The organism is Pseudomonas sp. SBT1-2 (assembly GCF_028640875.1).
Taxonomy (GTDB): domain Bacteria; phylum Pseudomonadota; class Gammaproteobacteria; order Pseudomonadales; family Pseudomonadaceae; genus Aquipseudomonas; species Aquipseudomonas chlororaphis_I.
The window spans coordinates 1-19658 of sequence record NZ_JAQZAA010000098.1 but is presented as its reverse complement, the minus strand read 5'-3'; the positions used below and the strand labels follow the sequence as shown (position 1 = coordinate 19658).

Annotated in this window: 17 protein-coding genes and 1 tRNA gene; 12 read left to right on the top strand and 6 right to left on the bottom strand. The window is 65.1% G+C overall.

Annotation, left to right across the window (positions count from 1 at the left end; translation table 11 throughout):
• Nucleotides 1–12 precede the first annotated feature (12 nt).
• Both PVZ78_RS21420 and PVZ78_RS21415 read right to left on the bottom strand, forming a co-directional pair.
• A complete protein-coding gene (locus PVZ78_RS21420; protein ID WP_124313214.1) occupies nt 13–834 on the bottom strand; it encodes an energy transducer TonB in 822 nt (273 codons plus the stop codon).
• Between the two features lie 1622 nt (nt 835–2456).
• A complete protein-coding gene (locus PVZ78_RS21415; protein ID WP_273829219.1) occupies nt 2457–3245 on the bottom strand; it encodes a DUF4349 domain-containing protein in 789 nt (262 codons plus the stop codon).
• 218 nt (nt 3246–3463) lie between these two features.
• On the opposite strand from PVZ78_RS21415, the gene PVZ78_RS21410 reads away from it, so the two are divergent.
• The gene (locus PVZ78_RS21410) at nt 3464–3877 is read left to right on the top strand and encodes a PaaI family thioesterase (RefSeq protein WP_273829218.1); all 414 of its coding nucleotides are present in this window, start codon (nt 3464–3466) and stop codon (nt 3875–3877) included.
• Between the two features lie 169 nt (nt 3878–4046).
• Here PVZ78_RS21410 and rtcR read toward each other — a convergent pair whose 3' ends face one another.
• Nucleotides 4047–5654, bottom strand: a complete 1608-nt coding sequence (gene rtcR, locus PVZ78_RS21405) for an RNA repair transcriptional activator RtcR (RefSeq protein ID WP_273829217.1) — start codon at nt 5652–5654, stop codon at nt 4047–4049.
• A gap of 204 nt (nt 5655–5858) precedes the next feature.
• On the opposite strand from rtcR, the gene PVZ78_RS21400 reads away from it, so the two are divergent.
• The 9 genes from PVZ78_RS21400 to PVZ78_RS21360 all read left to right on the top strand — a co-directional run bounded on the left by PVZ78_RS21400 (nt 5859) and on the right by PVZ78_RS21360 (nt 13915).
• Complete coding sequence (locus PVZ78_RS21400) at nt 5859–7409, top strand: RNA-binding protein (RefSeq protein WP_038631439.1); 1551 nt, start codon at nt 5859–5861, stop codon at nt 7407–7409.
• 433 nt (nt 7410–7842) lie between these two features.
• Nucleotides 7843–7978 (top strand) — tRNA-OTHER (locus PVZ78_RS21395).
• A gap of 123 nt (nt 7979–8101) precedes the next feature.
• Nucleotides 8102–9328, top strand: coding sequence for an RtcB family protein (locus PVZ78_RS21390; RefSeq protein ID WP_038631441.1), 1227 nt, complete (start codon nt 8102–8104; stop codon nt 9326–9328).
• 4 nt (nt 9329–9332) lie between these two features.
• Complete coding sequence (locus PVZ78_RS21385; RefSeq protein WP_273829216.1) at nt 9333–10676, top strand: PBS lyase; 1344 nt, start codon at nt 9333–9335, stop codon at nt 10674–10676.
• Between the two features lie 67 nt (nt 10677–10743).
• Nucleotides 10744–11532 carry a nucleotidyltransferase domain-containing protein gene (locus PVZ78_RS21380; protein ID WP_009048256.1) on the top strand — a complete coding sequence of 263 codons (789 nt, stop codon included), beginning with the start codon at nt 10744–10746 and terminating at the stop codon, nt 11530–11532.
• A gap of 8 nt (nt 11533–11540) precedes the next feature.
• A complete protein-coding gene (rtcA, locus tag PVZ78_RS21375; RefSeq protein WP_273829215.1) occupies nt 11541–12572 on the top strand; it encodes an RNA 3'-terminal phosphate cyclase in 1032 nt (343 codons plus the stop codon).
• Between the two features lie 43 nt (nt 12573–12615).
• Nucleotides 12616–12852, top strand: coding sequence for a hypothetical protein (locus PVZ78_RS21370; RefSeq protein WP_273829214.1), 237 nt, complete (start codon nt 12616–12618; stop codon nt 12850–12852).
• A gap of 25 nt (nt 12853–12877) precedes the next feature.
• Nucleotides 12878–13507: a glutathione S-transferase family protein gene (locus tag PVZ78_RS21365; protein ID WP_273829213.1), complete on the top strand. Its 630-nt coding sequence runs from the start codon at nt 12878–12880 to the stop codon at nt 13505–13507.
• A 114-nt stretch (nt 13508–13621) separates the two neighbouring features.
• Complete coding sequence (locus tag PVZ78_RS21360) at nt 13622–13915, top strand: DUF3144 domain-containing protein (RefSeq protein ID WP_009048260.1); 294 nt, start codon at nt 13622–13624, stop codon at nt 13913–13915.
• Between the two features lie 107 nt (nt 13916–14022).
• Here the strand turns inward: PVZ78_RS21360 and lysA are convergent, their stop codons facing one another.
• The gene (lysA, locus tag PVZ78_RS21355; protein ID WP_124301325.1) at nt 14023–15261 is read right to left on the bottom strand and encodes a diaminopimelate decarboxylase; all 1239 of its coding nucleotides are present in this window, start codon (nt 15259–15261) and stop codon (nt 14023–14025) included.
• 136 nt (nt 15262–15397) lie between these two features.
• Here lysA and PVZ78_RS21350 point away from each other — a divergent pair, with 136 nt between their 5' ends.
• Complete coding sequence (locus PVZ78_RS21350) at nt 15398–16324, top strand: LysR family transcriptional regulator (RefSeq protein WP_016703332.1); 927 nt, start codon at nt 15398–15400, stop codon at nt 16322–16324.
• Between the two features lie 72 nt (nt 16325–16396).
• Nucleotides 16397–17602 carry an MFS transporter gene (locus PVZ78_RS21345; protein WP_273829212.1) on the top strand — a complete coding sequence of 402 codons (1206 nt, stop codon included), beginning with the start codon at nt 16397–16399 and terminating at the stop codon, nt 17600–17602.
• Nucleotides 17603–17622: 20 nt separating this feature from the next.
• On the opposite strand, the gene PVZ78_RS21340 is transcribed toward PVZ78_RS21345, so the two are convergent.
• Together PVZ78_RS21340 and PVZ78_RS21335 are read right to left on the bottom strand one after the other, a co-directional pair.
• Complete coding sequence (locus PVZ78_RS21340; RefSeq protein WP_101282137.1) at nt 17623–18213, bottom strand: hypothetical protein; 591 nt, start codon at nt 18211–18213, stop codon at nt 17623–17625.
• 341 nt (nt 18214–18554) lie between these two features.
• Nucleotides 18555–19658 (bottom strand): acetyl-CoA C-acetyltransferase (locus PVZ78_RS21335; RefSeq protein WP_273829211.1); only part of this gene is annotated, 1104 nt, incomplete at its 5' end.

Sequence of the window (19658 nt, the reverse complement as noted above, 5' to 3'; positions counted from 1 at the left end):
GTCAGGCCGCGGTCATTGCGGCAATTTGAAATCGATGGTCTGGGTGGCGAAGCCTTCGATCGGCGTGTCGCCGCGCTTGGCCGGGATGAATTTCCAGTTCTTCACCGCGGCCACGGCGGCCTCGTCCAGTTGCGGCTTGCCGCTGGAACGGGTGACTTCCACGCTGCCGGCGCGGCCGTTGGGCAGCACCTTGATGCGCAGCACCACCGTGCCTTCCCAGTTGCGGCGCAGGGCCAGGGACGGGTATTCCGGCGGCGGGTTGCCGAGGCTGGCCAGGCCGGAAACCGCCGCCGATTCCTTGACCGGCCCGGGGGCCGCGGCAGGCGCCGGAGCGGCGGCCGGCTGGCTGGGCGCTGCGGGCGCGGCCGGTGGCGCGGGGGCGGGTGGCGCCGGCGTTTTCGGTGGTTCGGGCTTTTTCACCGGCTTGGGTTTTTCGACCGGTTTGGGCTTTTCGATGGGCTTGGGCTTCTCCACCGGCTTGGGCGGCGGCTTGAGTGCGTCTTCGTCTTCCACCGGTTGCTCGGGTTCGGGCGGCGGCGGAGGCGGCGGGGGTTCCGGGGTGGGCGGCGCGGGCGGGGTCGGGCTGCTCAGCTCGACGGTCATTTCCGGGATTTCTGGGGGCGTTTCCAGCGGCGCGGCGCGGGTCTGCTGGAAGAACCACCAGGCGCCACCATGGAGCAGGGCCGAGACCGTCACCAGCAACAGCACCTGACGCTTGCTCAGGCCTCCGGGTTTCGATGCATTGCCCTTATAAGGACGGCCCCGCGCAACCTGGACGACGGCTTCATCGCCCAAGGGCCTCGGCAGGGTTCTGTTCTTTACCGCATCGTTCATTAAAGCTCCCTCGGTCGGATGAAGGGCAATAAGGCACCGTTCGAACATTGGCTGGAATGTTCGAAAGTCGGGTTTAACTTTTTCAAGGGTGAGCAAAAGCCGATAGTTGAGCTATCCAGTTGAACGGCCTTGTACAAACGAGTGGCTTAACGCCTTCGGCTTAGATTGTTCATTACCACTCCCTGGAACATTGTTATGGGATGAGTCGGTGTTTGTAGTGCACCTGTCTCGTACTCGTTACATATAGCAACCGCTATGCCAGATTGTGTCGCTTGTTATGCAATTGGCGACGGCCCGTAGTGCATGTCGCATTTATATAAATTTGTGAGAAAAACGGGCGCGACAACATAGATTCGGCACTTCGAAAAGTTGACCTTTAATATTTTATGGGGGCGAGCCTGCCTGCCCTGGGTTATCCGATTTTCAGCCGGAAACAGGGATGATCAATGCCGTGGCCAACGCACTAAAAAGTGTCTGGCGAATTGATTTGGTGCAAATAAACAGTGACTAGTTGGTCATTGTCTGGAGGTCCTTGATCTTGTTGTTCTCTGGGCTCTGTGTAGCGCTTCTGCAGCCTTTAGTGGCCCGCTTCGTGGGCATCTTGAGTCTCTATGGCGCGCTCGCCAGCCCGCCCTGGAACTGGGCGGTGGCGGACGTTTTATTAGCCTGTTGAGGTATAAATAATTAACCGGTACGTACATTGAGTATCTGTAAATAGTGCTCTGCTCATTATCAAATGACCGATGCGTTGATGTTGAATTGCCTTATTGTCTGACAATGCTTTGACCGTCCACTTTTAACGTGCCTTGGAGCGTTTGTTTATTGTCGAATACGCAACGATGGGAACACGACTTTCGCTCGGTGAAATGTCACCGAGTGCAAAGTAAAGTGGCTGCTTAGTGGTTTAGAAACAGTCGACGACCGATCTTGTCGAGGCTTCTTCCGTCGACGCTACTTGAACAGTGGCGAGACCGGGCAGGGGGCGAATGCGTGTGTCGGGATACAGTGGACAGTACCCGGGAAGACTGGCTTGGATATCGGTAGCGGGACAGGGTCGGCGTTAAAACGGTCGCGATCGCCAGCCTGGAAGTTGTCCTGTCGACTGGAGTGGGGGGCATTACCAGACGCTGGCCCAGGCAGTGCCGGGTAGCGTGCGCAAGGTCGACCGCTGATGACGCGCAGGGCGCGAGGGCCGGTCCGGGCAGGGCTGCCGGACGAGGCGGAGCCAGGGGCGAAACGGTGGAGCCAATAGCGGAAAACGCCGGTGAACATGACTGCACATCGCACATGAGACTTCCTTATCGCCAGTCTCAGCTCAACGAGCTTTTGGCTCGCCGTCTGCACTTTATAGGGACGCGGATAGCGTCCGATGATTGCTATTGGTGCGGGTAGGCACCGTCGATGCGGCTCTTCTGGTGGGTCGATTCGCAAGCAGCAGGTGCATGGGAAAAACGTGCCAGTTTCAGGTACGTTCGTGCAGTTTTCTTCGTCAGTGCTTGCCAGGCCTTGTTCGGCGTGGCCTGGAGGTGGGCAGCGGATGCTAATGAGGCGAGGCTCATCGTGCCCATGAAAAAGCCCGGCACATCAGGCCGGGCTTCTCGGGTTTTGCAGAGTGCTGCGACTCAACGACGGCGTACGAACCGGCGCCACAGCCAGACCCAGATCATCACCAGCGGGAAGGCCAGGATCAGGAACGGCAGCACGTAGCTGCCTTTCTCCAGGGCTTCGGCGGTGCCGTAGGCGAGGTTGTCCAGCAGGTTGTCGAAGGCCTGTTGCAGGGTCGAGCCGCGCTGGCTGCTGTCGGTGGGCACGAAGTCCAGGGTCAGGCGGTTGGTGTCGAGCCGCCGCTGGTGCCCGGCGGCGGCCTGGGCCAGGGCTTGCAGGTCGTTCTCGATGCTCGCCTGTTCCTTGCTCAGGGCGATCAGGTCGCTGACGGTGATGTCCTTGCGCACCGCCAGCTGGTCGAGGCGTTGCTGCTGGGCCTTGAGCCGCTCCTGCTGGCGCTGCACGTCGGCCACGGCGTCGGCCAGGTCTTCGGCGCTGGTGATGCGTTCGCCGATTTCGGCGCCCTGGGCGGCCAGCGCGACTATCGGTTCGACGCCGTCGGGCACGATGCGCAGGATCACCTGGGCGTGATACTGGCCTTGTTGCAGGCGCAGGATATTGCAGGCGCCGAACTTGGCGTTTTCGCAGGCTTCGCGGGTGGCGGCCAGGCGCGGCGCGATCTGCGCCGAGGGCAGCGACAGGCTCAGCTCATGTTCGTAGGCCAGTTGCGCGCCGGCCTTGCCCTGGGCGCCGACGACCGCCACCGAGGACGAACGATCGCTGGGGGAACAGGCGGCCAGCAGGGTGCTGAGCAGCAGCACAGCGAGGCTGCGCAGCGGGGTGGGGGTGTCGTCCTGAGGGTGCATGGTCGCTCCTTGAAATAAATGATCGTGCCCGGGGCTGGCGGGACGGCTGCGTATCTTATCGTCGATTGCCTCATGAGGGGCGAGGATGTGGTGTCGCCGCGGCTTATCGCCAGGGATTTGCCGGATGGATACGGCTGGGCGCGGGTGCTGCTTCGGGGTACACCTCGGGGACCGATGACCCGCACCCCGGTCATCACCATCGGCAACGGAGACCCGCCATGAGCACGCCCGAGTTACCCGAAGGTTATGCCCCCTTGTCCCGCAGCAGCCCGTTGCTGGAGCTGATCGGCCCGGTGTATTGCCGTGGCAGTGGCCTGCAACTGGAGATCGGCCTGCGCGCCGACAGCTGTCACGCCAACGGGCGTGGCAGCGTGCACGGCGGCATCCTCGCCACCCTGGCCGATATCGGCATGGGCTACGCCATGGCCTTTGCCAGTGACCCACCGCTGCCGCTGATCACCGCCAGCATGCACCTGGACTACCTCGGTGCGGTGCAGGTCGGCGAGTGGATCGACGTGCGCCTGGAGCACTCCAAGCGCGGCCGGCAGATGGCCTTTGCCACCGTCACCCTGCAGGTTGGCGAGCGGGTGGTGGCCAGGGCCAACGCGGTGTTCGCGGTGCCGGGTGGCTGAGGGCCGGTCAAGTGTGGGGGGCGCTTTTGCGAGCGCTGCGCGCTTGATCGCAGGCTTCGCCAGCGGCTACCGGGGAAGCGATCTGTGCCGTTGGCGGGCGGGGCCGTGGGCTTGTGTAGCCGCTGCCGCAGGCTGCGATCAAGCGCGCAGCGCTCGCAGGCAACCCTTCTTAGTCCGCTGGTGCAACCATCTGCTTCCACTCCAGGCCGAAGCGCGCCAGGTACTTGCGCAGGCGGTCGGCGTCATTGGGCTGGGCCTTGGTCTGGCGGGACACGCCAAACAGCTTGCGTCCGGCATCGGACAGGCTGTCGGCCTGGCGGCAGACCTCAAGCACTGCCTGCAATTGCAAGCGGTCGAACAGGTCGAGTTCGGCTGTGTCGCCCAGCAGGGTGGCCAACGGATCCTGCGCCTGGCTCAAGCCCCAGGCATAACGTAGCCGCTCGATTTCTTCCTCGGCCTGGGCTTCGTCGATGCGCCCGCTGTCGGCCAGGGTAGCCATGCGGGTGATGGACGCCGACAGCTCGCGGAAGTTGCCCAGCCACGCCGCCTCGCTGGAGCTGGCAAACGCCAGGTAGCGCCGCCGCGCCTCGAGGTTGAAGCGCACCAGGCGCCCTTGTTCCCGGGCGTGGCGTTCCAGTTCGAAATCGATGTTCGGCTCGATGTCCTCGCGCCGCCCGGCCAGCCCCGGCAGGTTGAAGGTCCAGAGGTTGATCCGCGCATACAGGTCCTCGCGGAACAGGCCCTGGGCGACCCGGCCGCGCAGGTCGCGGTGGGTACCGGCGATGATCAGGAAGTCGCTGTCCACTTCCTTGTCCGAGCCCATGGGGAAGAAGCGTTTTTCCTCGATGGCCTTGAGCAGCATCGCCTGTTCGTCGAGCCCCAGCTCGCCAATCTCGTCGAGAAACAGCATGCCGCCATCCGCCGCCCGCAGCAGGCCGTCGCGGGCGTTCTGGGCGCCGGTGAAGGCGCCTTTGATATGCCCGAACAGCGCCGACATGGCGCCGTCGCCGCGCAGGGTGGCGCAGTTGACCTCGACAAAACGTCCCTGGACCTGATGCCGGCCGCGCTTGAGCTCATAGATGCGCCGGGCCAGGAACGACTTGCCGGCACCGGTGGGGCCGATCAGCAGCATCGGCGCCCTGGAGCGCACAGCGACACGTTCGATCTGTTCGATGGAGCGGTTGAACGCGGCGTTGCGGGTGGCGATCCCGGACTTGAGGAAGGCCAGGCCCTCCAGGCGCTTGCCGGCGAAGCGCGAGGCGATGCGGTCGTAGCGCGACAGGTCGAGGTCGATCAGGGCATGGGTGCCGGTGGCGTGCTGCTCCGGGTCGCGGCGCCGCGCCGGGGAGGTCTGGATCAGCCGCGCCGGCAGGTAGCGCGCCTCGGTCAGCAGGAACCAGCAGATCTGCGCCACGTGGGTCCCGGTGGTGATGTGCACCAGGTAGTCCTCGCGCTCGGTGTCGAACGGGTAGGCGCTGGTGAAGTCGTGCAGGGCGCCGTACACCTCTTCGAAATCCCAGGGGTTCTTCAGGCCCATGGGGTGCAGGCGCACCTCGGTTTCGGGCGACACCTGGCGAATGTCGTTGGCCACCCGCTCGGCCAGGCTGACGTCCCGGGCGTCGACACCATGGATCAGCTCCAGGCGATTGATCAGCACGTCCTGCTGCTGGCACAGGCCGACACTGGGGCGCCAGTGGCTCCAGCGGTTGGCGCCCTTGCCGACGCGATCGAGGGTGGAACCGACAAAACCTATGGCGACCGTGGGCTTGCCCGACATGTTTATACCTGAAGATAAAAAGCGATAAACAAAGATATAAAATTATCGACAGCTTTGTCTCGAAGATTTGCAGAGGAAAAATGATTTAAAAATAAAACCGTTATAAATCAATAAGTTAAAAAAATATTCGCAGGAAAAAATAAAACTGGCACAGCGGCTGCAATCTCTCTGGCAACGAACAAGACAACAGAGCGAGACGCCAAGATGGCCAACTTCCAGCTGTTCAACACCCAACAGGCAAAAGCACCGGCGAGCAACACCCTGAACGCCGCCCAGGCCCCGGCCTATGCCTACAACGCCAAGCACCGCCTGGCCCAACTGGCGGTGACCGGTTGCCTGAACTCGACCTTCTACACCTCGCCTGAAGGTCAGCTGGAAGCGGTGCTGCAGCTGGTGAGCGAAGTCGACAGCCGTTTCGTCGCCCAGGCCGCGCGTTACGCTCGGCAGCAGGGTCATATGAAAGACATGCCGGCCTTGCTGCTGGCGGCGTTGACCGCGCAACGCTCGGCCCTGGTGCCGGAGCTGTTTGCCCAGGTGGTGGACAACGGCAAGATGCTGCGCAACTTCGTGCAGATCCTGCGCAGTGGGGCGACCGGGCGCAGATCCCTGGGGTCGCAGCCCAAGCGCCTGGTGCAGAACTGGTTGAACAGCGCCAGCGAACGCCAGCTGTTGCAGGCCTCGGTGGGTAACCAGCCGTCGCTGGCGGACGTGGTCAAGATGGTTCACCCCAAGCCAAGCGAGGCCTGGCGCGCAGCCTTCTTCGCCTGGTTGATCGGCAAGCCGGTGGATGCGCAGGCGCTGCCTGAGCTGACCCGCGCCTTGCTGGCGTTTCGCAGCGGTGCGACCACGGCGGTGCCGCAGGTGCCGTTCCAGTTGCTCGGCAACGAAACCCTGAGCCGCGAGCAATGGGCCGAACAGGCGCACAATATGGGCTGGCAGGGGCTGCGCATGAACCTCAATACCCTGGCCCGCCATGGCGCGTTCCAGGTGCCGGGTTGCACCGAGTATGTGGCGGCGCGGCTGGCGGATGCCGCCGAAGTGGCCAAGGCCCGGGTCTACCCGTACCAATTGCTGGCGGCCTACCGCATGGCCGGGGACGAGGTGCCGCAGCCGGTGCGCGAGGCGTTGCAGGATGCCCTGGAGCTGTCGCTGGCCAACGTGCCGGCGCTGCAAGGCGCGGTGGTGGTGTGCCCGGATGTCTCGGGGTCGATGCACAGCCCGGTCACCGGTTATCGCCAGGGCGCCACCACGGCGGTGCGCTGCATCGATGTGGCGGCGCTGGTGGCGGCAGCGGTGTTGCGCAAGCAGCCGGCGGCGCGGGTCATGCCGTTCGAGGTCGGGGTGGTGGATATTCGCCTCAACCCGCGGGACAGCGTGATGAGCAATGCGCAGAAACTGGCGGCCATCGGCGGTGGCGGGACCAACTGCTCGGCGCCCCTGGCACAACTGGCCAACGCCAAGTGCAAGGTGGACACCCTGATCCTGGTCTCGGACAACGAGTCGTGGATCGATGCGCGGCGCCATGGAGCGACTGAAACCCTGCGCCAGTGGGAGCGGATCAAGGCCATCAACCCGCAGGCGCGGCTGGTGTGCATCGATATGCAGCCCGGGGCCACCACCCAGGCGCCGGACCGCGAGGACATCCTCAACGTCGGCGGCTTCAGTGACGCGGTGTTCGATGTGATCCAGCAGTTCACCGCGGGCAACTACGGTGCGCAGCACTGGGTCGAGGCGATCGAGGCGATGGCGCCCTGATCGGCAAGACATGAGATAAACCGTGCGCCGCTCACCCGGCGCACGCCGAAGATTTTTTGTTCATTGGCCCGGAATGCCGCTGTGACTACATCCAAAGATGTCCCAGCAGATTTAGTCAGGGCCTGTGAAGGCACGAATGCCAGTGGCTGTACATCATGGTTATGCCGGTTCGATTCCGGCTATCAGTCACTTCTTTTGTCGTGCCACCTTTTTTGCAGTTTCAGCGACGAATGCTGATGGAACTACATCCCAGATTCGTGATGCGGGTTCGAGTCCCGCCGGTGCCTGGAAAGGCGCCGTAGTTCAACGGTCAGAACACGAGTGCACGGTTTCATCGACCCTTGTCGTCGCAGGTTTTTCTCCCGCCCGAGCGGGATGGCAGCGAATGCCACAGGTACTACAAGGTGTCGCGGGTTCGAGTCCCGCCAGCCGCAAGGCTGTAGCTCAGTCGGTAGAGCGATGTGCCTGTTCTCTTGTCGCTGTCCGCAGGCCCGGCCTGCACCGATTGACCCGGCGAATGCCGGTGGAACTACAGGACAGCGTGGTCGCGGGTTCGATTCCCGCCAACCGCAAGGGGCTAGCTCAGTGGCAGAGCGCGCTGCATGTTTCACCTTTACTGGTCGCCGTTTATGCCGGACCACCGGCCACCGAACAAGGTCGGATTTTCGACCACAGAAAAAAGAGTCAGGAACATGGAACACAAGACCTACCAACTGCTGGAAGTCGCCAACGGCAAGCCGATCAAGATGTGGACCGAGGGCGTGCCGGTGGAAAACGAAGCCCGCCAGCAGCTGATGAACACCGCGAAGATGCCGTTCATCTTCAAGCACCTGGCGGTAATGCCGGATGTGCACCTGGGCAAGGGCTCGACCATTGGCAGCGTGATCCCCACCGTGGGTGCGATCATCCCGGCGGCGGTCGGGGTGGATATCGGCTGCGGCATGATCGCCGCCCGTACTTCGCTGACCGCTGCCGACCTGCCGGATAACCTGCACGGTTTGCGCAGCGCCATCGAGCAGGCGGTGCCCCACGGTCGTACTTCGCCGCGCAGCGGTCGCGACAAGGGCGCATGGGGCGACGTGCCGCGCCAGGCCGACCACGCCTGGGCGGCCTTGCAGCCACGCTTCAAGGCGATCACCGACAAGTACCCGGCGCTGGCCAACAGCAACAACCGCCAGCACCTGGGTACCCTCGGCGGCGGCAACCACTTCATCGAGGTCTGCCTGGATGAAGCCAACCGGGTCTGGTTCATGCTCCACAGCGGTTCCCGTGGCGTGGGTAACGCCATCGGCAACCTGTTCATCCACCTGGCCCAGGCGGACATGCGCCAGCACATCGCCAACCTGCCGGACCGCGATCTGGCCTACTTCGAGGAAGGCAGCCGGCACTTCGACGATTACGTCGAGGCCGTGGCCTGGGCCCAGGACTTTGCCCGGCATAACCGTGAATTGATGATGCAGTTGGTGATCCAGGCCACCCGCCAGGTGATCCGCAAGCCTTTCGAGGTGGCGCTGGAGGCGGTGAACTGCCACCACAACTACGTGCAGAAGGAGCGCCACTTCGGTGAAGAGGTGCTGGTGACCCGCAAGGGCGCGGTGTCGGCGCAGAAGGGCGAGCTGGGGATCATCCCCGGATCGATGGGCGCCAAGAGCTTCATCGTTCGCGGGCTGGGCAACGAGGAGGCGTTCTGCTCCTGCAGCCACGGTGCCGGGCGCACCATGAGCCGCACCAAGGCCAAGAACACCTTCACCCTGGCCGACCAGATCCGCGCCACCGCCCATGTGGAGTGCCGCAAGGACACCGCGGTGATCGATGAAATCCCGATGGCCTACAAGGACATCGACCAAGTCATGCACGCCCAGCGCGAGCTGGTGGAAGTGCTGCACACCCTGCGTCAGGTGGTGTGCGTCAAGGGGTAGAGAAATGCACGACAGGGAAGCAGTGGTACAGGTGCCGTCCAGCTGGCATGACCAGATGAGCGACTACGAAGCCCGCCGCGTGCGGGAGGTGATGGACACCCTGGACAGGCACAGCGCCTGGCTGGAACTGAGCCGCTTCGGCAACGGGTTCGTGCGCCAGGCGGCGGTGCGCGGATTGTCCGCGCGGCCATCGGCCGAGGCCTTGGCGGCGCTGCTGGAACGCCTCAACGATTGGGTGCCCCAGGTTCGCCAGGAAGCGGCCGCGGCAGTCGAGGCGTATTGGGCGCCGGAGCACGCCGGGCTGCTGTTGCAGACCCTGGCACCGTTGCTGGCCCTTGCCAGCAAGCAGCGGGCCGACCACGGCGCGACCCTGGAGCGGGCCACTGCGGTATTGCAACTGGCCCAGGTGCGCGACGAAGTGCAAGGGGCCTTTGGCGATTGCCGGGGCAAGGCCGCGCGCTTTGTCTTCGAGCTGTTGCTCAAGGGCGTCGAGGACCGGCCGGCGCTGCTGGCCATGGCGTTGCGCCACGCCGAGGTCAGCGTGCGGCAGATGGCGGTGGATGCCTGCGCCGAACTGCCCGACGAGCAGGCGCTGCCTTTGCTGGAAGAGGTGATGCGCAGCTGTGGCGCCAGTGTGCGGGTCAAGGCCTTGCGGCTGCTGTTGTCACGCTTGGCCGATTGTCGCGGGTACCTGGCGCAGGCCCTGCTCGACCCTTCGGGGGCCTTGCGTTGCCTGGCCCATTGGGCCGCGCCACGCCATGGGCTGGACCCGCAGCAAGTGCTGCTGGCCCGGTTGCAGCAGCCGGCTCCGGGCAACAAGCGCCAGTGGCTGGGCCTGCTGGGGCTGGCCAGGGAGCTGCAGGAGCCACGGGCCGACGCCATGCTGCACCAGGCCCTCGCCTCCAAGGCGCTGACCGTGCGCCTGCTGGCCCTGCGAACCCTCGGCGAGCGTGGCCTGGCCCAGCAGCTGGCGGCCCTGGACGATCCGTCGGACAAGGTCTTCGACTGCGCCCTCGGCCTGCTGCGCGAGCAGCCCTGGGCGGCGTTCGAGGAGGCTCTGGAGCAGCGTCTGGACCAGCATTGGCATGACCTGCCCAAGGCGCGGCGCTGGGCCTTGCTGGGGCTCAAGCCAGGCTGGCGCCAGTTGCAATACCTGCTGCATCGCCTGGACCAGGCGGGCAGCGAAGCCGCTTATTGGCGCGAGGCCCTGGCCCGCTGGTGCGATAGCCGCTACGCGATGTTCGACCCGGTAACCCCCAAGCCGCTGCGAGAAGCACTGGCGCAGCGGTTACAGGCGATGGAGGAGGCCGGCGACGTGCCTCGGGGATCGCTCAAGCGCCTGTTGTGAACGAAGAGGGCGATCAGGCCAGCGCGAGAAGCGGCTGGCGATCGTCGATTGAACAGGACAAGGAACCATGGAACTTCATGAACGTCACCCGCTGAGCAGCGCCATGCGCGAACGGGTACTGGATGAGCTGGCGCGGATCGAGCGCGAGCGCAATGTGCGGGTGCTGTATGCCTGCGAATCGGGCAGTCGGGCCTGGGGCTTTGCCTCCACCGACAGTGATTACGATGTGCGTTTTGTCTATGTGGAAAAGCCCGAGTGGTTCATCCAGGTGGACGCCGGGCGGGACGTGATCGAGCGGCCGCTGGACGACGAACTGGACATCAGCGGCTGGGAACTGCGCAAGACCTTGGGGTTGCTGCGCAAGTCCAACCCGACCCTGCTGGAGTGGCTGGATTCGCCCCTGGTGTATCGCAGCGAGCCGGCGGCAACCGCGCGCCTGCGCGAGCTGGCGGAGGCCTTCTACAGCCCGCCGGCGGCCCGTCATCACTACCTGTCGATGGCCAGGAAGAACTTTCGCGGTTACCTGCAAGGCGACAGCGTGCGGTTCAAGAAGTACTTCTACGTGCTCCGGCCGTTGCTGGCGGTGCGCTGGATCGATCAGGGGCGCGGCCGCCCGCCGATGACCTTCGCCGACCTGCTGAGCACCGTCGACCATCGGCCACTGCTGGACGAGGTGGATGAGTTGCTGGCCTTGAAGCGCAGCGCCGACGAGGCCGCTTACGGGCCCAGGCGCCCGGCGTTGCACGCCTTTATCGCCGCCGAACTGGAACGCCCGGTGCCCAAGCTGGCGCGCACCCATCAAGACAATGCTTTGCTGGACGCCTACTTGCGAGACAGCGTCCGGCGTTATGCCTGAGGAATGTAATGAAACAGGATGTCATCGAACTGGACGGCGCCATCGGCGGCGGCCAGGTCCTGCGCAGTGCCCTGAGCCTGTCGATGCTCACCGGCAAGACCCTGCGTATCCACAACATACGGGCCCGGCGCGCTCGCCCGGGGCTGCTGCGCCAACACCTGACCGCGGTGCTGGCGGCGGCGCAGGTCTGCGCGGCCAGGGTCTCGGGCGCCGAGCTGGGCTCCCGGGCGCTGACCTTCGAGCCGGGGCCGATTCGCGGCGGCGACTACCGCTTCGCCATCGGCACCGCCGGCAGCTGCACCCTGGTGTTGCAGACCCTGCTGCCAGCCCTGTTGCAGGCCCCGGCGCCGAGCCGCGTGAGCATCAGCGGCGGCACCCACAACCCGCTGGCGCCGCCGGTGGATTTCCTCCAGCAGGCCTGGCTGCCGCAACTGCGGCGCATGGGCGGGCAGGTGGAGTTGCAGCTGTTGCGCCATGGCTTCGTTCCCGCCGGCGGTGGCGAGCTGGAGGCCTTTATCCAGCCCTCGACCCTGCAACCCCTGTACCTGGAACAGCGGGGCGAACTGCTCGGGCGTCGGGCCTGGGCCTTGAGTGCCGGCCTGCCGGAACATGTGGCGGAACGCGAATTGCGCCGGGTTGGTACTCGCCTGGAGCTGCCTCGGGAACACCTGAGCCCGGTGCGGCTGGATGAGCAATGCGGCCCGGGCAACGTGCTGTTGCTGGAGTTCGTCTGCGAACACCTGACCGAGCTGTTCAGCGGGTTTGGCCAGAGCAGCCTGCGGGCCGAAAGCGTGGCCGATCGGGCCATCGACCAGGCCCGCGACTGGCTGGACTCCGGCGCAGCGGTGGCCGAGCACCTGGCCGATCAACTGCTGCTGCCCATGGCCCTGGCCGGCGGCGGGAGCTTCACCACCCCACGCATGAGCGAGCACCTGCAAAGCAATATCCGGGTGATCGAGGCATTTTTGCCGGTGCGTATCGACTGTTCGGCGAGCACCCACGGGGGGCTGCGCGTCGAGGTTCTCCCCCTGCATCATTGAGCTTGTCCCTCACCAGACCCGGTTCTCCGCTTGCGGCAAGTTCTTGCAGGTCAAGGCCGGGATGCGGCTGGAGATCGAGCGCTTCGGGCTGCTTAACCGCTTGATCCATTTCCTGGTGCGATGCATGCGGGTTCCCGAGCCGCTGAGCCTTTACCTTTTGAGCTACCGTGGAAGCGTGCTGCGCGTGCCGGCCGAGGCTATCAATCAGCATCCGGACTACCGTCTCGCGGACTTCCGGCACTGGAGTGAACAACCCGCGCAAGCAACCCGTCAGATGTAAGGCCCAGTCAAGCGAGGGGATGGTCATGTATCAACTTTATGGGACACAAGGCTCCGGCTCGGCCATCGTCGAGATCGCCCTGGAGTGTTGCCAGGAGCCGTACCGCATCGTCGAAGCCTCGTCCTGGGCGCCGTCGCCCGGGGCCGACGAGCTGGCGCGGCTCAACCCGCTGAAACAGGTCCCGACCCTGCAACTGCCGGACGGAAGTGTCCTCACCGAGAGCGCGGCGATCCTGATCGAGCTGGGCTTGCGTTATCCGCGCTCGGCGCTGCTGCCCGAGGATGAGAGCGCCCGGGCGCAGGCGATTCGCGGCCTGGTGTTTATCGCCGTCAATTGTTACTCGGCGATCAGCGTGATCGATTACCCGGAGCGCTGGCTGCAGGGCGCCGATGACGCGCTGAAGGAACGGGTGCGGGATGCGGCCCGGGAGCGCCTGCACCGCAACTGGGAGGTGTTCGCCGATCAGTTCGCCACACAGCTGTACGCCAGCGGTTCACCCCTGGCGGCCCTGGATGTCCAGGCGGCGGTGGTGTCGCGCTGGTGCGGCACGCGCGAGCATCTGCGGCGCGAACGCCCCGAGTGTTGCGATCTGCTGGAGCGCATCGACCGCCATCCGCAGGTGGCGCAGGTGCTGGAGCGGCACTGGCCGGACTGAATACGGCAGGGCGCGAGGCAGCAAAAGCCGTCGATGGTTGAGCGCGAGGCTCTTATACTCGCCGGCTTTCTTTATGCCTACTACTCACCGCCTATTACTCAAGAGGAACGCCCCTTGGCCAACGAACCGGATCAGGACTTCTACAACCGCGCCGATGCCATCATCGAACTGGCGAACACCCATATCAGCGACAGCAGCCGCGGCAAGGCCAGTGCCTCGCTGATGTACGCCAACTCGCGGTTTGCCGCCTGGGTCAGCGCCTGCGGTTGCCGTAACGCCGAAGAACTGGCGGCGGCCAAGCAGCAGGCGGTGGATTATTTCGTCGAGGAATTCCGCCTGATGATGGAAGAGAACCTCACCGACTACATCGAGAATTTCAGCCTGTACATGACGCCTCAGGACAGCTGAAAGGCATCGCGGGCAAGCCTCGCTCCTACAGAAGAAGACCGTGAGCTTCTGTAGGAGCGGAGCTTGCCCGCGATAGCGTCAGTGGTGTCGCCGCAAAAAAAGCGGACTTACAACCCCATTTCCAGTTCCAGCAGATCCGCCAGCGGCTGGCGGCGGCGGATCAGTTTTACCTGGCCGTCCTCGAACAGCACCTCCGGCAGCAGCGGCCGGCTGTTGTAGTTGGAGGACATGCTGGCGCCGTAGGCGCCGGTGTCGTGGATCACCAGCAGGTCACCGACCCGGGCCTGGGGCAGCAACTGCGGGGTCAGGCTTTCGTCGTCCTGGGTGAAAATATCGCCGGACTCGCACAGCGGGCCGCCGACCACGGTGGGCCGCAGTTCGCGCTGGACCGACTGGCCATTGGCGTCGATCAGGCTCATGGCGTGATAGGCGCCGTACATGGCCGGGCGCATCAGGTCGTTGAAGCCGGTGTCGGCCAGCACGAAGTGATGATTGCCGGCGTCTTTCACCACCCGCACTTCGCTGACCAGGCAGCCGGCCTCGGCCACCAGGAAACGCCCGGGTTCGATTTCCATGCGCACGCCGTGGCCAAGCCAGGCTTCGATTTCCTCGCGGGCCTGGCGCCAGGCGTTGGCATAGCGGCGCACGTCCACCGGCTCGTCGCCGGCGCGGTACGGAGTGGACAGGCCGCCGCCGATGGAGAAGGCCTCGATGTCGTGGTCCAGGGACTTGACCGTCGCCACCATGGCCGCGCCGACCTGCTCCAGATGCCCGTAGTCCACGCCGGAACCGATGTGCATGTGCAGGCCCACCAGTTTCAGGCCGTACTGGCGGATCACCGCGAGGGCTTGGTCGACCTGTTCGTGCCAGATGCCGTGCTTGCTGTTTTCGCCGCCGGTGTTGGTCTTGCGGCTGTGGCCGTGGCCGAAGCCCGGGTTGATCCGCAGCCACACGCGGTGGCCCGGGGATTTCTCGCCGAGCTGGCGCAGCATGTCGATGGAACCGGCATTGACCTCGATGTTCAGCTCCACCACCCGTTGCAGGGTGGCGGTGTCGAACAGGTCGCAGGTGAAGACGATGCCGGCCGGGTCGCCTTCCGGGCTGAACCCGGCCAGCAGCGCCCGCTCGATTTCCCCCAGGGACACCGCGTCCACCCGCACCCCGGCCTCGCGGATCAGGCGCAGCACCTGCAGGTTGGAGCAGGCTTTCTGCGCGTAACGCACCACGTCGAAGGCCTTCAGTTGCTGGATGCGCACCTTGATGGTCCGCGCGTCGTAGCACCACAACGGGGTGCCGTACTGGCGGGCGGCGGCGGTCAGTTGCTCGGGGGAAAAGGGAATGGCCATGGCAATCGTCTGTGGCGAGGAAAGAGGCCTGCATGATGCCGAGGGTGGTGTATTCAATAAAATATCTATTCTTTGTATATCGATTCAGTTTTGATATGGGTTGAATGAATCAACCTCTCAAACCAAGGAGCAAGCGGTGGACATTTCCCTGCGCCATATCGAGGTGTTCCGCGCCATCATGCAGGCCGGCAGCGTCACTGGCGCGGCGCGCCTGCTGTTCACCTCGCAACCCACGGTCAGCCGCGAACTGGCGCGGCTGGAGAGCCTGTCCGGGCTGAGCCTGTTCGACCGCGAGGGCGGCCGCCTGCTGCCGACCGCCCAGGCCATGCTGTTGCTGGAGGAGGTGGAACGGGCCTATGTCGGCCTGGAACGGATCAACAGCGTGGCGCAGTCGATCCGCCGCTTCGAGCACGGCCAGTTGAGCCTGACCTGCCTGCCGCTGTTCTCCCAGACCCTGCTGCCGCGGGTGTGCAAGCACTTCCAGCAGCGCCACGCCGGCATCGGCCTGAGCATCACCGCCCAGGAGTCGCCCTTGCTCGAAGAGTCCCTCAGCGCCCAGCGCCACGACCTGGGCCTGACCGAAAGCGAGCACCTGCCGCGGGGCACCCAGGGCGAGCTGCTGTTCTGCGCCGACATGGTGTGCATCCTGCCGGAAGGGCATCCGTTGCTGGCCAAGCCGCTGCTGCACAGCGAAGACTTTCGCGGGGTGGATTTCATCAACCTGTCAGGCCTGGACATCTATCGTCAGACCCTCGACGAGCACTTTCGCCAGGCCGGCGTCGACCGCCGGGTGGTGATCGAAACCACCAACGCCGCCTCGGTTTGCGCCATGGTCCGCCAGCAACTGGGGGTGGCGATCATCAACCCGCTGAGCGCCATGGAGGAGGCGGGCAGGGGCCTGGCGATCCGGCCGCTGCAGTTGTCGGTGCCGTACCGGGTGATGCTGATCCGCCCGGATTACCGACCGTCGTCGATTTTCGTCGAGGCCTTCTGCGCCTCCTTGAAACAGGAGGCGTCGGCCCTGGCCGCGGCCCTCGAGCGTCGATTGCAACGGGAGCCATGACAGGCATTGCCGCCGTTGTCGGCCTAGGCTTGGAGCAACCGGATTCTTGGTAAACCCTGGGGGATGTCTGTCATGGCGGGACCTGTAACGAGCGAATCCGGGAAGCATTTGAGCCGCGGCATTCCGCGCACGGTCTGGGCGCTGGGGGTCGTCAGCCTGTTCATGGACGTGTCGTCCGAGCTGGTGCACAGCCTGTTGCCGCTGTACATGGTCGGTACCCTGGGGATCAGCATGCTGGTGGTCGGCATCATCGAGGGCGTGGCGCAAGCCACGGCGCTGATCGTGAAAGTCTTTTCCGGGGCCCTCAGCGATTTCATCGGTCGGCGCAAGGAACTGCTGTTGCTGGGTTACGGCCTGGCGGCGCTGACCAAGCCGCTGTTCCCCCTGGCGGCTTCGGCGGAACTGGTGTTCAGCGCGCGCCTGCTCGACCGTATCGGCAAGGGCATTCGCGGCGCGCCGCGGGATGCCCTGGTGGCGGACGTGGCCCCGGCGGAAATTCGCGGCGCCTGTTTTGGCCTGCGCCAGTCGCTGGACACCGTGGGGGCGTTCGTCGGGCCGATCCTGGCCATCGGCCTGATGCTGTGGCTGGCCAACGATATCGCCCAGGTCCTGTGGCTGGCGGTGATCCCTGCGGCGCTGGCGGTGGCGCTGCTGATCTTCGCCATCCGCGAACCCGAGCACGCCCCCGGTACCCGGCACTTCCACTCGCCATTGCGCCTGGCCTCGCTGCGGCGGTTTTCCCAGTATTACTGGTGGGTGGTGGCCATCGGCGCGGCCTTCACCCTGGCCCGCTTCAGCGAGGCGTTCCTGGTGCTGCGGGCCCAGCAACTGGGCTTCGCCGCCGCCTGGGTGCCACTGGTGATGGTGGTCATGGCCGGGTTCTACATGGTCTCGGCCTATCCGGTCGGCAAATGGTCGGACCACATCAACCGCAGTGCCTTGCTCAGCGTCGGCCTGCTGTTGCTGATCCTCGCCGACCTGGTGCTGGCCTATGCCGAATCGGTGCCGATGGTGCTGCTCGGCGTCGCCCTGTGGGGCCTGCACATGGGCTTCAGCCAGGGCATCCTCGCCACCCTGGTGGCCGACACCACGCCCGCCGACCTCAAGGGCACCGCTTTCGGTGTGTTCAACCTGCTGAGCGGGATCGCCCTGTTGCTGGCCAGCGTGATCGCCGGCTGGCTGTGGCAGACCCATGGCGCGGCGCTGACGTTCTACGCCGGGGCGGGGTTTGCCGCTTTGTCGTTGCTGTTGCTGATGGGCAAGCCGAAATCGCAGTGACAGCCTCTCGGGGCAAGGCGCTAGCTGCTCCCGCCGGGCTGGTCGGCCGACAGGCTCCAGACAATCGAGGTCAGGATGCCCAGGTCGAGCAGCAGGGCTTGTGAACGCAGGGTTTTGCGCAAGGGGCTGTAGTCGGCCTTGGTCGCCTTGAAGCTGGACTTTTCCAGCACATGGATATGCTTGGTCAGCACAGTGACGGCCAGGTTGGCCAGCTGTTTCTCGGTGTCGGGCTCCGCGATATCCAGCTCTTTCAAGCGGTTCTGGAAGGCGGCGATGGCTTCTTTTTCACTGTCATCCCGGGGCTGGTAGAGGATCTTGCGCTCGGGGGCGCTTGCAGTGACTTTCTTGAACAGCACGACCGACTCGCTGAAGTGTTCCAGGGCCGCTGCCTTGGCCTCGGTGGCGTGCAGGGTGTCCTTCAGTTCGAGGTACATCAGCATTTCGTGGAATTTCTGCAAGCCTCGGTGCAGCTCGGCACCGGCGTTGGCCGAGAGTTTCTCGAGTCCTTTCCTGTCCGCATCGAAGGAGGGGCCAGCCGTGGCCTGGAGGCTGGCCAGCCCCGCCAGCACTATGTAAAAGCCGGTGTAGAGCAGGCATCTGGTCAGGCGCATGTTCCGCTCCTCGTTATCGGGTCGATGAAGCAGGCGAAGGGCTGGCTGGCATGCCGGGCGCTGCCCATGCTTGAGCGCTGTGCTCCGGCTTCGACAGATAACGCACCGCGCACCGGCCTGGACTGTTTCAGCCGTGAGTCAGTGGGCAGGAAGGCGTGGAAAACGGGGCTCGCCAGCCGTATGAGTTGAATGTAGCTGACGGATAGGCGGCTGCCAGCGGCCTCTGTTCAGCGTCGGACGGGCCGCAGAATGAACCCGGCGCACCATGAGGTGCGCCGGGTGTGTTGCCGGCCAGCCGCCGGATGTCGTGGGTCCGAGGGCCGGCCGTGGTGCGCGGTAAGTTAGCGTTCGATGGCCAATGCCACGCCCTGGCCGCCACCGATGCACAGGGTGGCCAGGCCTTTCCTGGCATCGCGCTTGAGCATTTCGTGCAGCAGGGTCACCAGCACCCGGCAGCCCGAGGCGCCGATCGGGTGGCCGAGGGCGATGGCGCCGCCGTTGACGTTGACCTTGCTCGCGTCCCAACCCAGTTCCTTGCCCACCGACAGCGACTGCGCGGCGAAGGCTTCGTTGGCTTCGATCAGGTCCAGTTGCTCCAGGGACCAGCCGGCCTTGTCCAGGCAGCGGCGGGTGGCCGACACCGGGCCGATGCCCATGATCGCCGGGTCGACGCCCGCGTTGGCGTAGGCGGCGATCTTCGCCAGCACCGGCAGGCCCAGGGCCTTGGCCTTGGCGGCGCTCATCAGGATCACCGCGGCGGCGCCGTCGTTCAGCGACGAAGCGTTGCCGGCGGTGACCGTGCCGTCCTTCTTGAAGGCCGGTTTGAGCTTGCCCAGGGATTCGGCGGTGGTGCCGGCGCGCGGCTGCTCGTCGGTGGCGAAGGCCACGGGGTCGCCCTTGCGCTGGGGAATCAGGATCGGGGTGATCTCATCGACAAAGCGCCCGCCTTCGATGGCGGCCACGGCCTTCTGCTGCGAGGCGGCGGCAAAGGCGTCCTGGGCTTCGCGGCTGATGCCGTATTTGTCCACCAGGTTCTCGGCGGTGATGCCCATGTGGTAGTCGTTGAAGGCGTCCCACAGGCCGTCGCTGATCATGCTGTCGACGATCTGGCTATGGCCCATGCGCAGGCCGGTGCGGGCGCCGGGCAACACGTAGTTGGCCAGGCTCATGTTCTCCTGGCCGCCGGCGATGATCACCTCGGCGTCGCCGCAGCGGATCGCCTGGGCGCCCAGGTGCAGGGCCTTGAGGCCGGAGCCGCAGACCTTGTTCAGGGTCAGCGCCGGCACGGCGTGGGGCAGGCCGGCCTTGATCGCGGCCTGGCGCGCGGGGTTCTGCCCGGCGCCGGCGGTGAGCACCTGGCCCATGATCACTTCATCGACCTGGGCGCCGTCCAGGCCGGTCTGGGCCAGCAGCTGGCGGATCACCGCGGCACCGAGATCGACCGC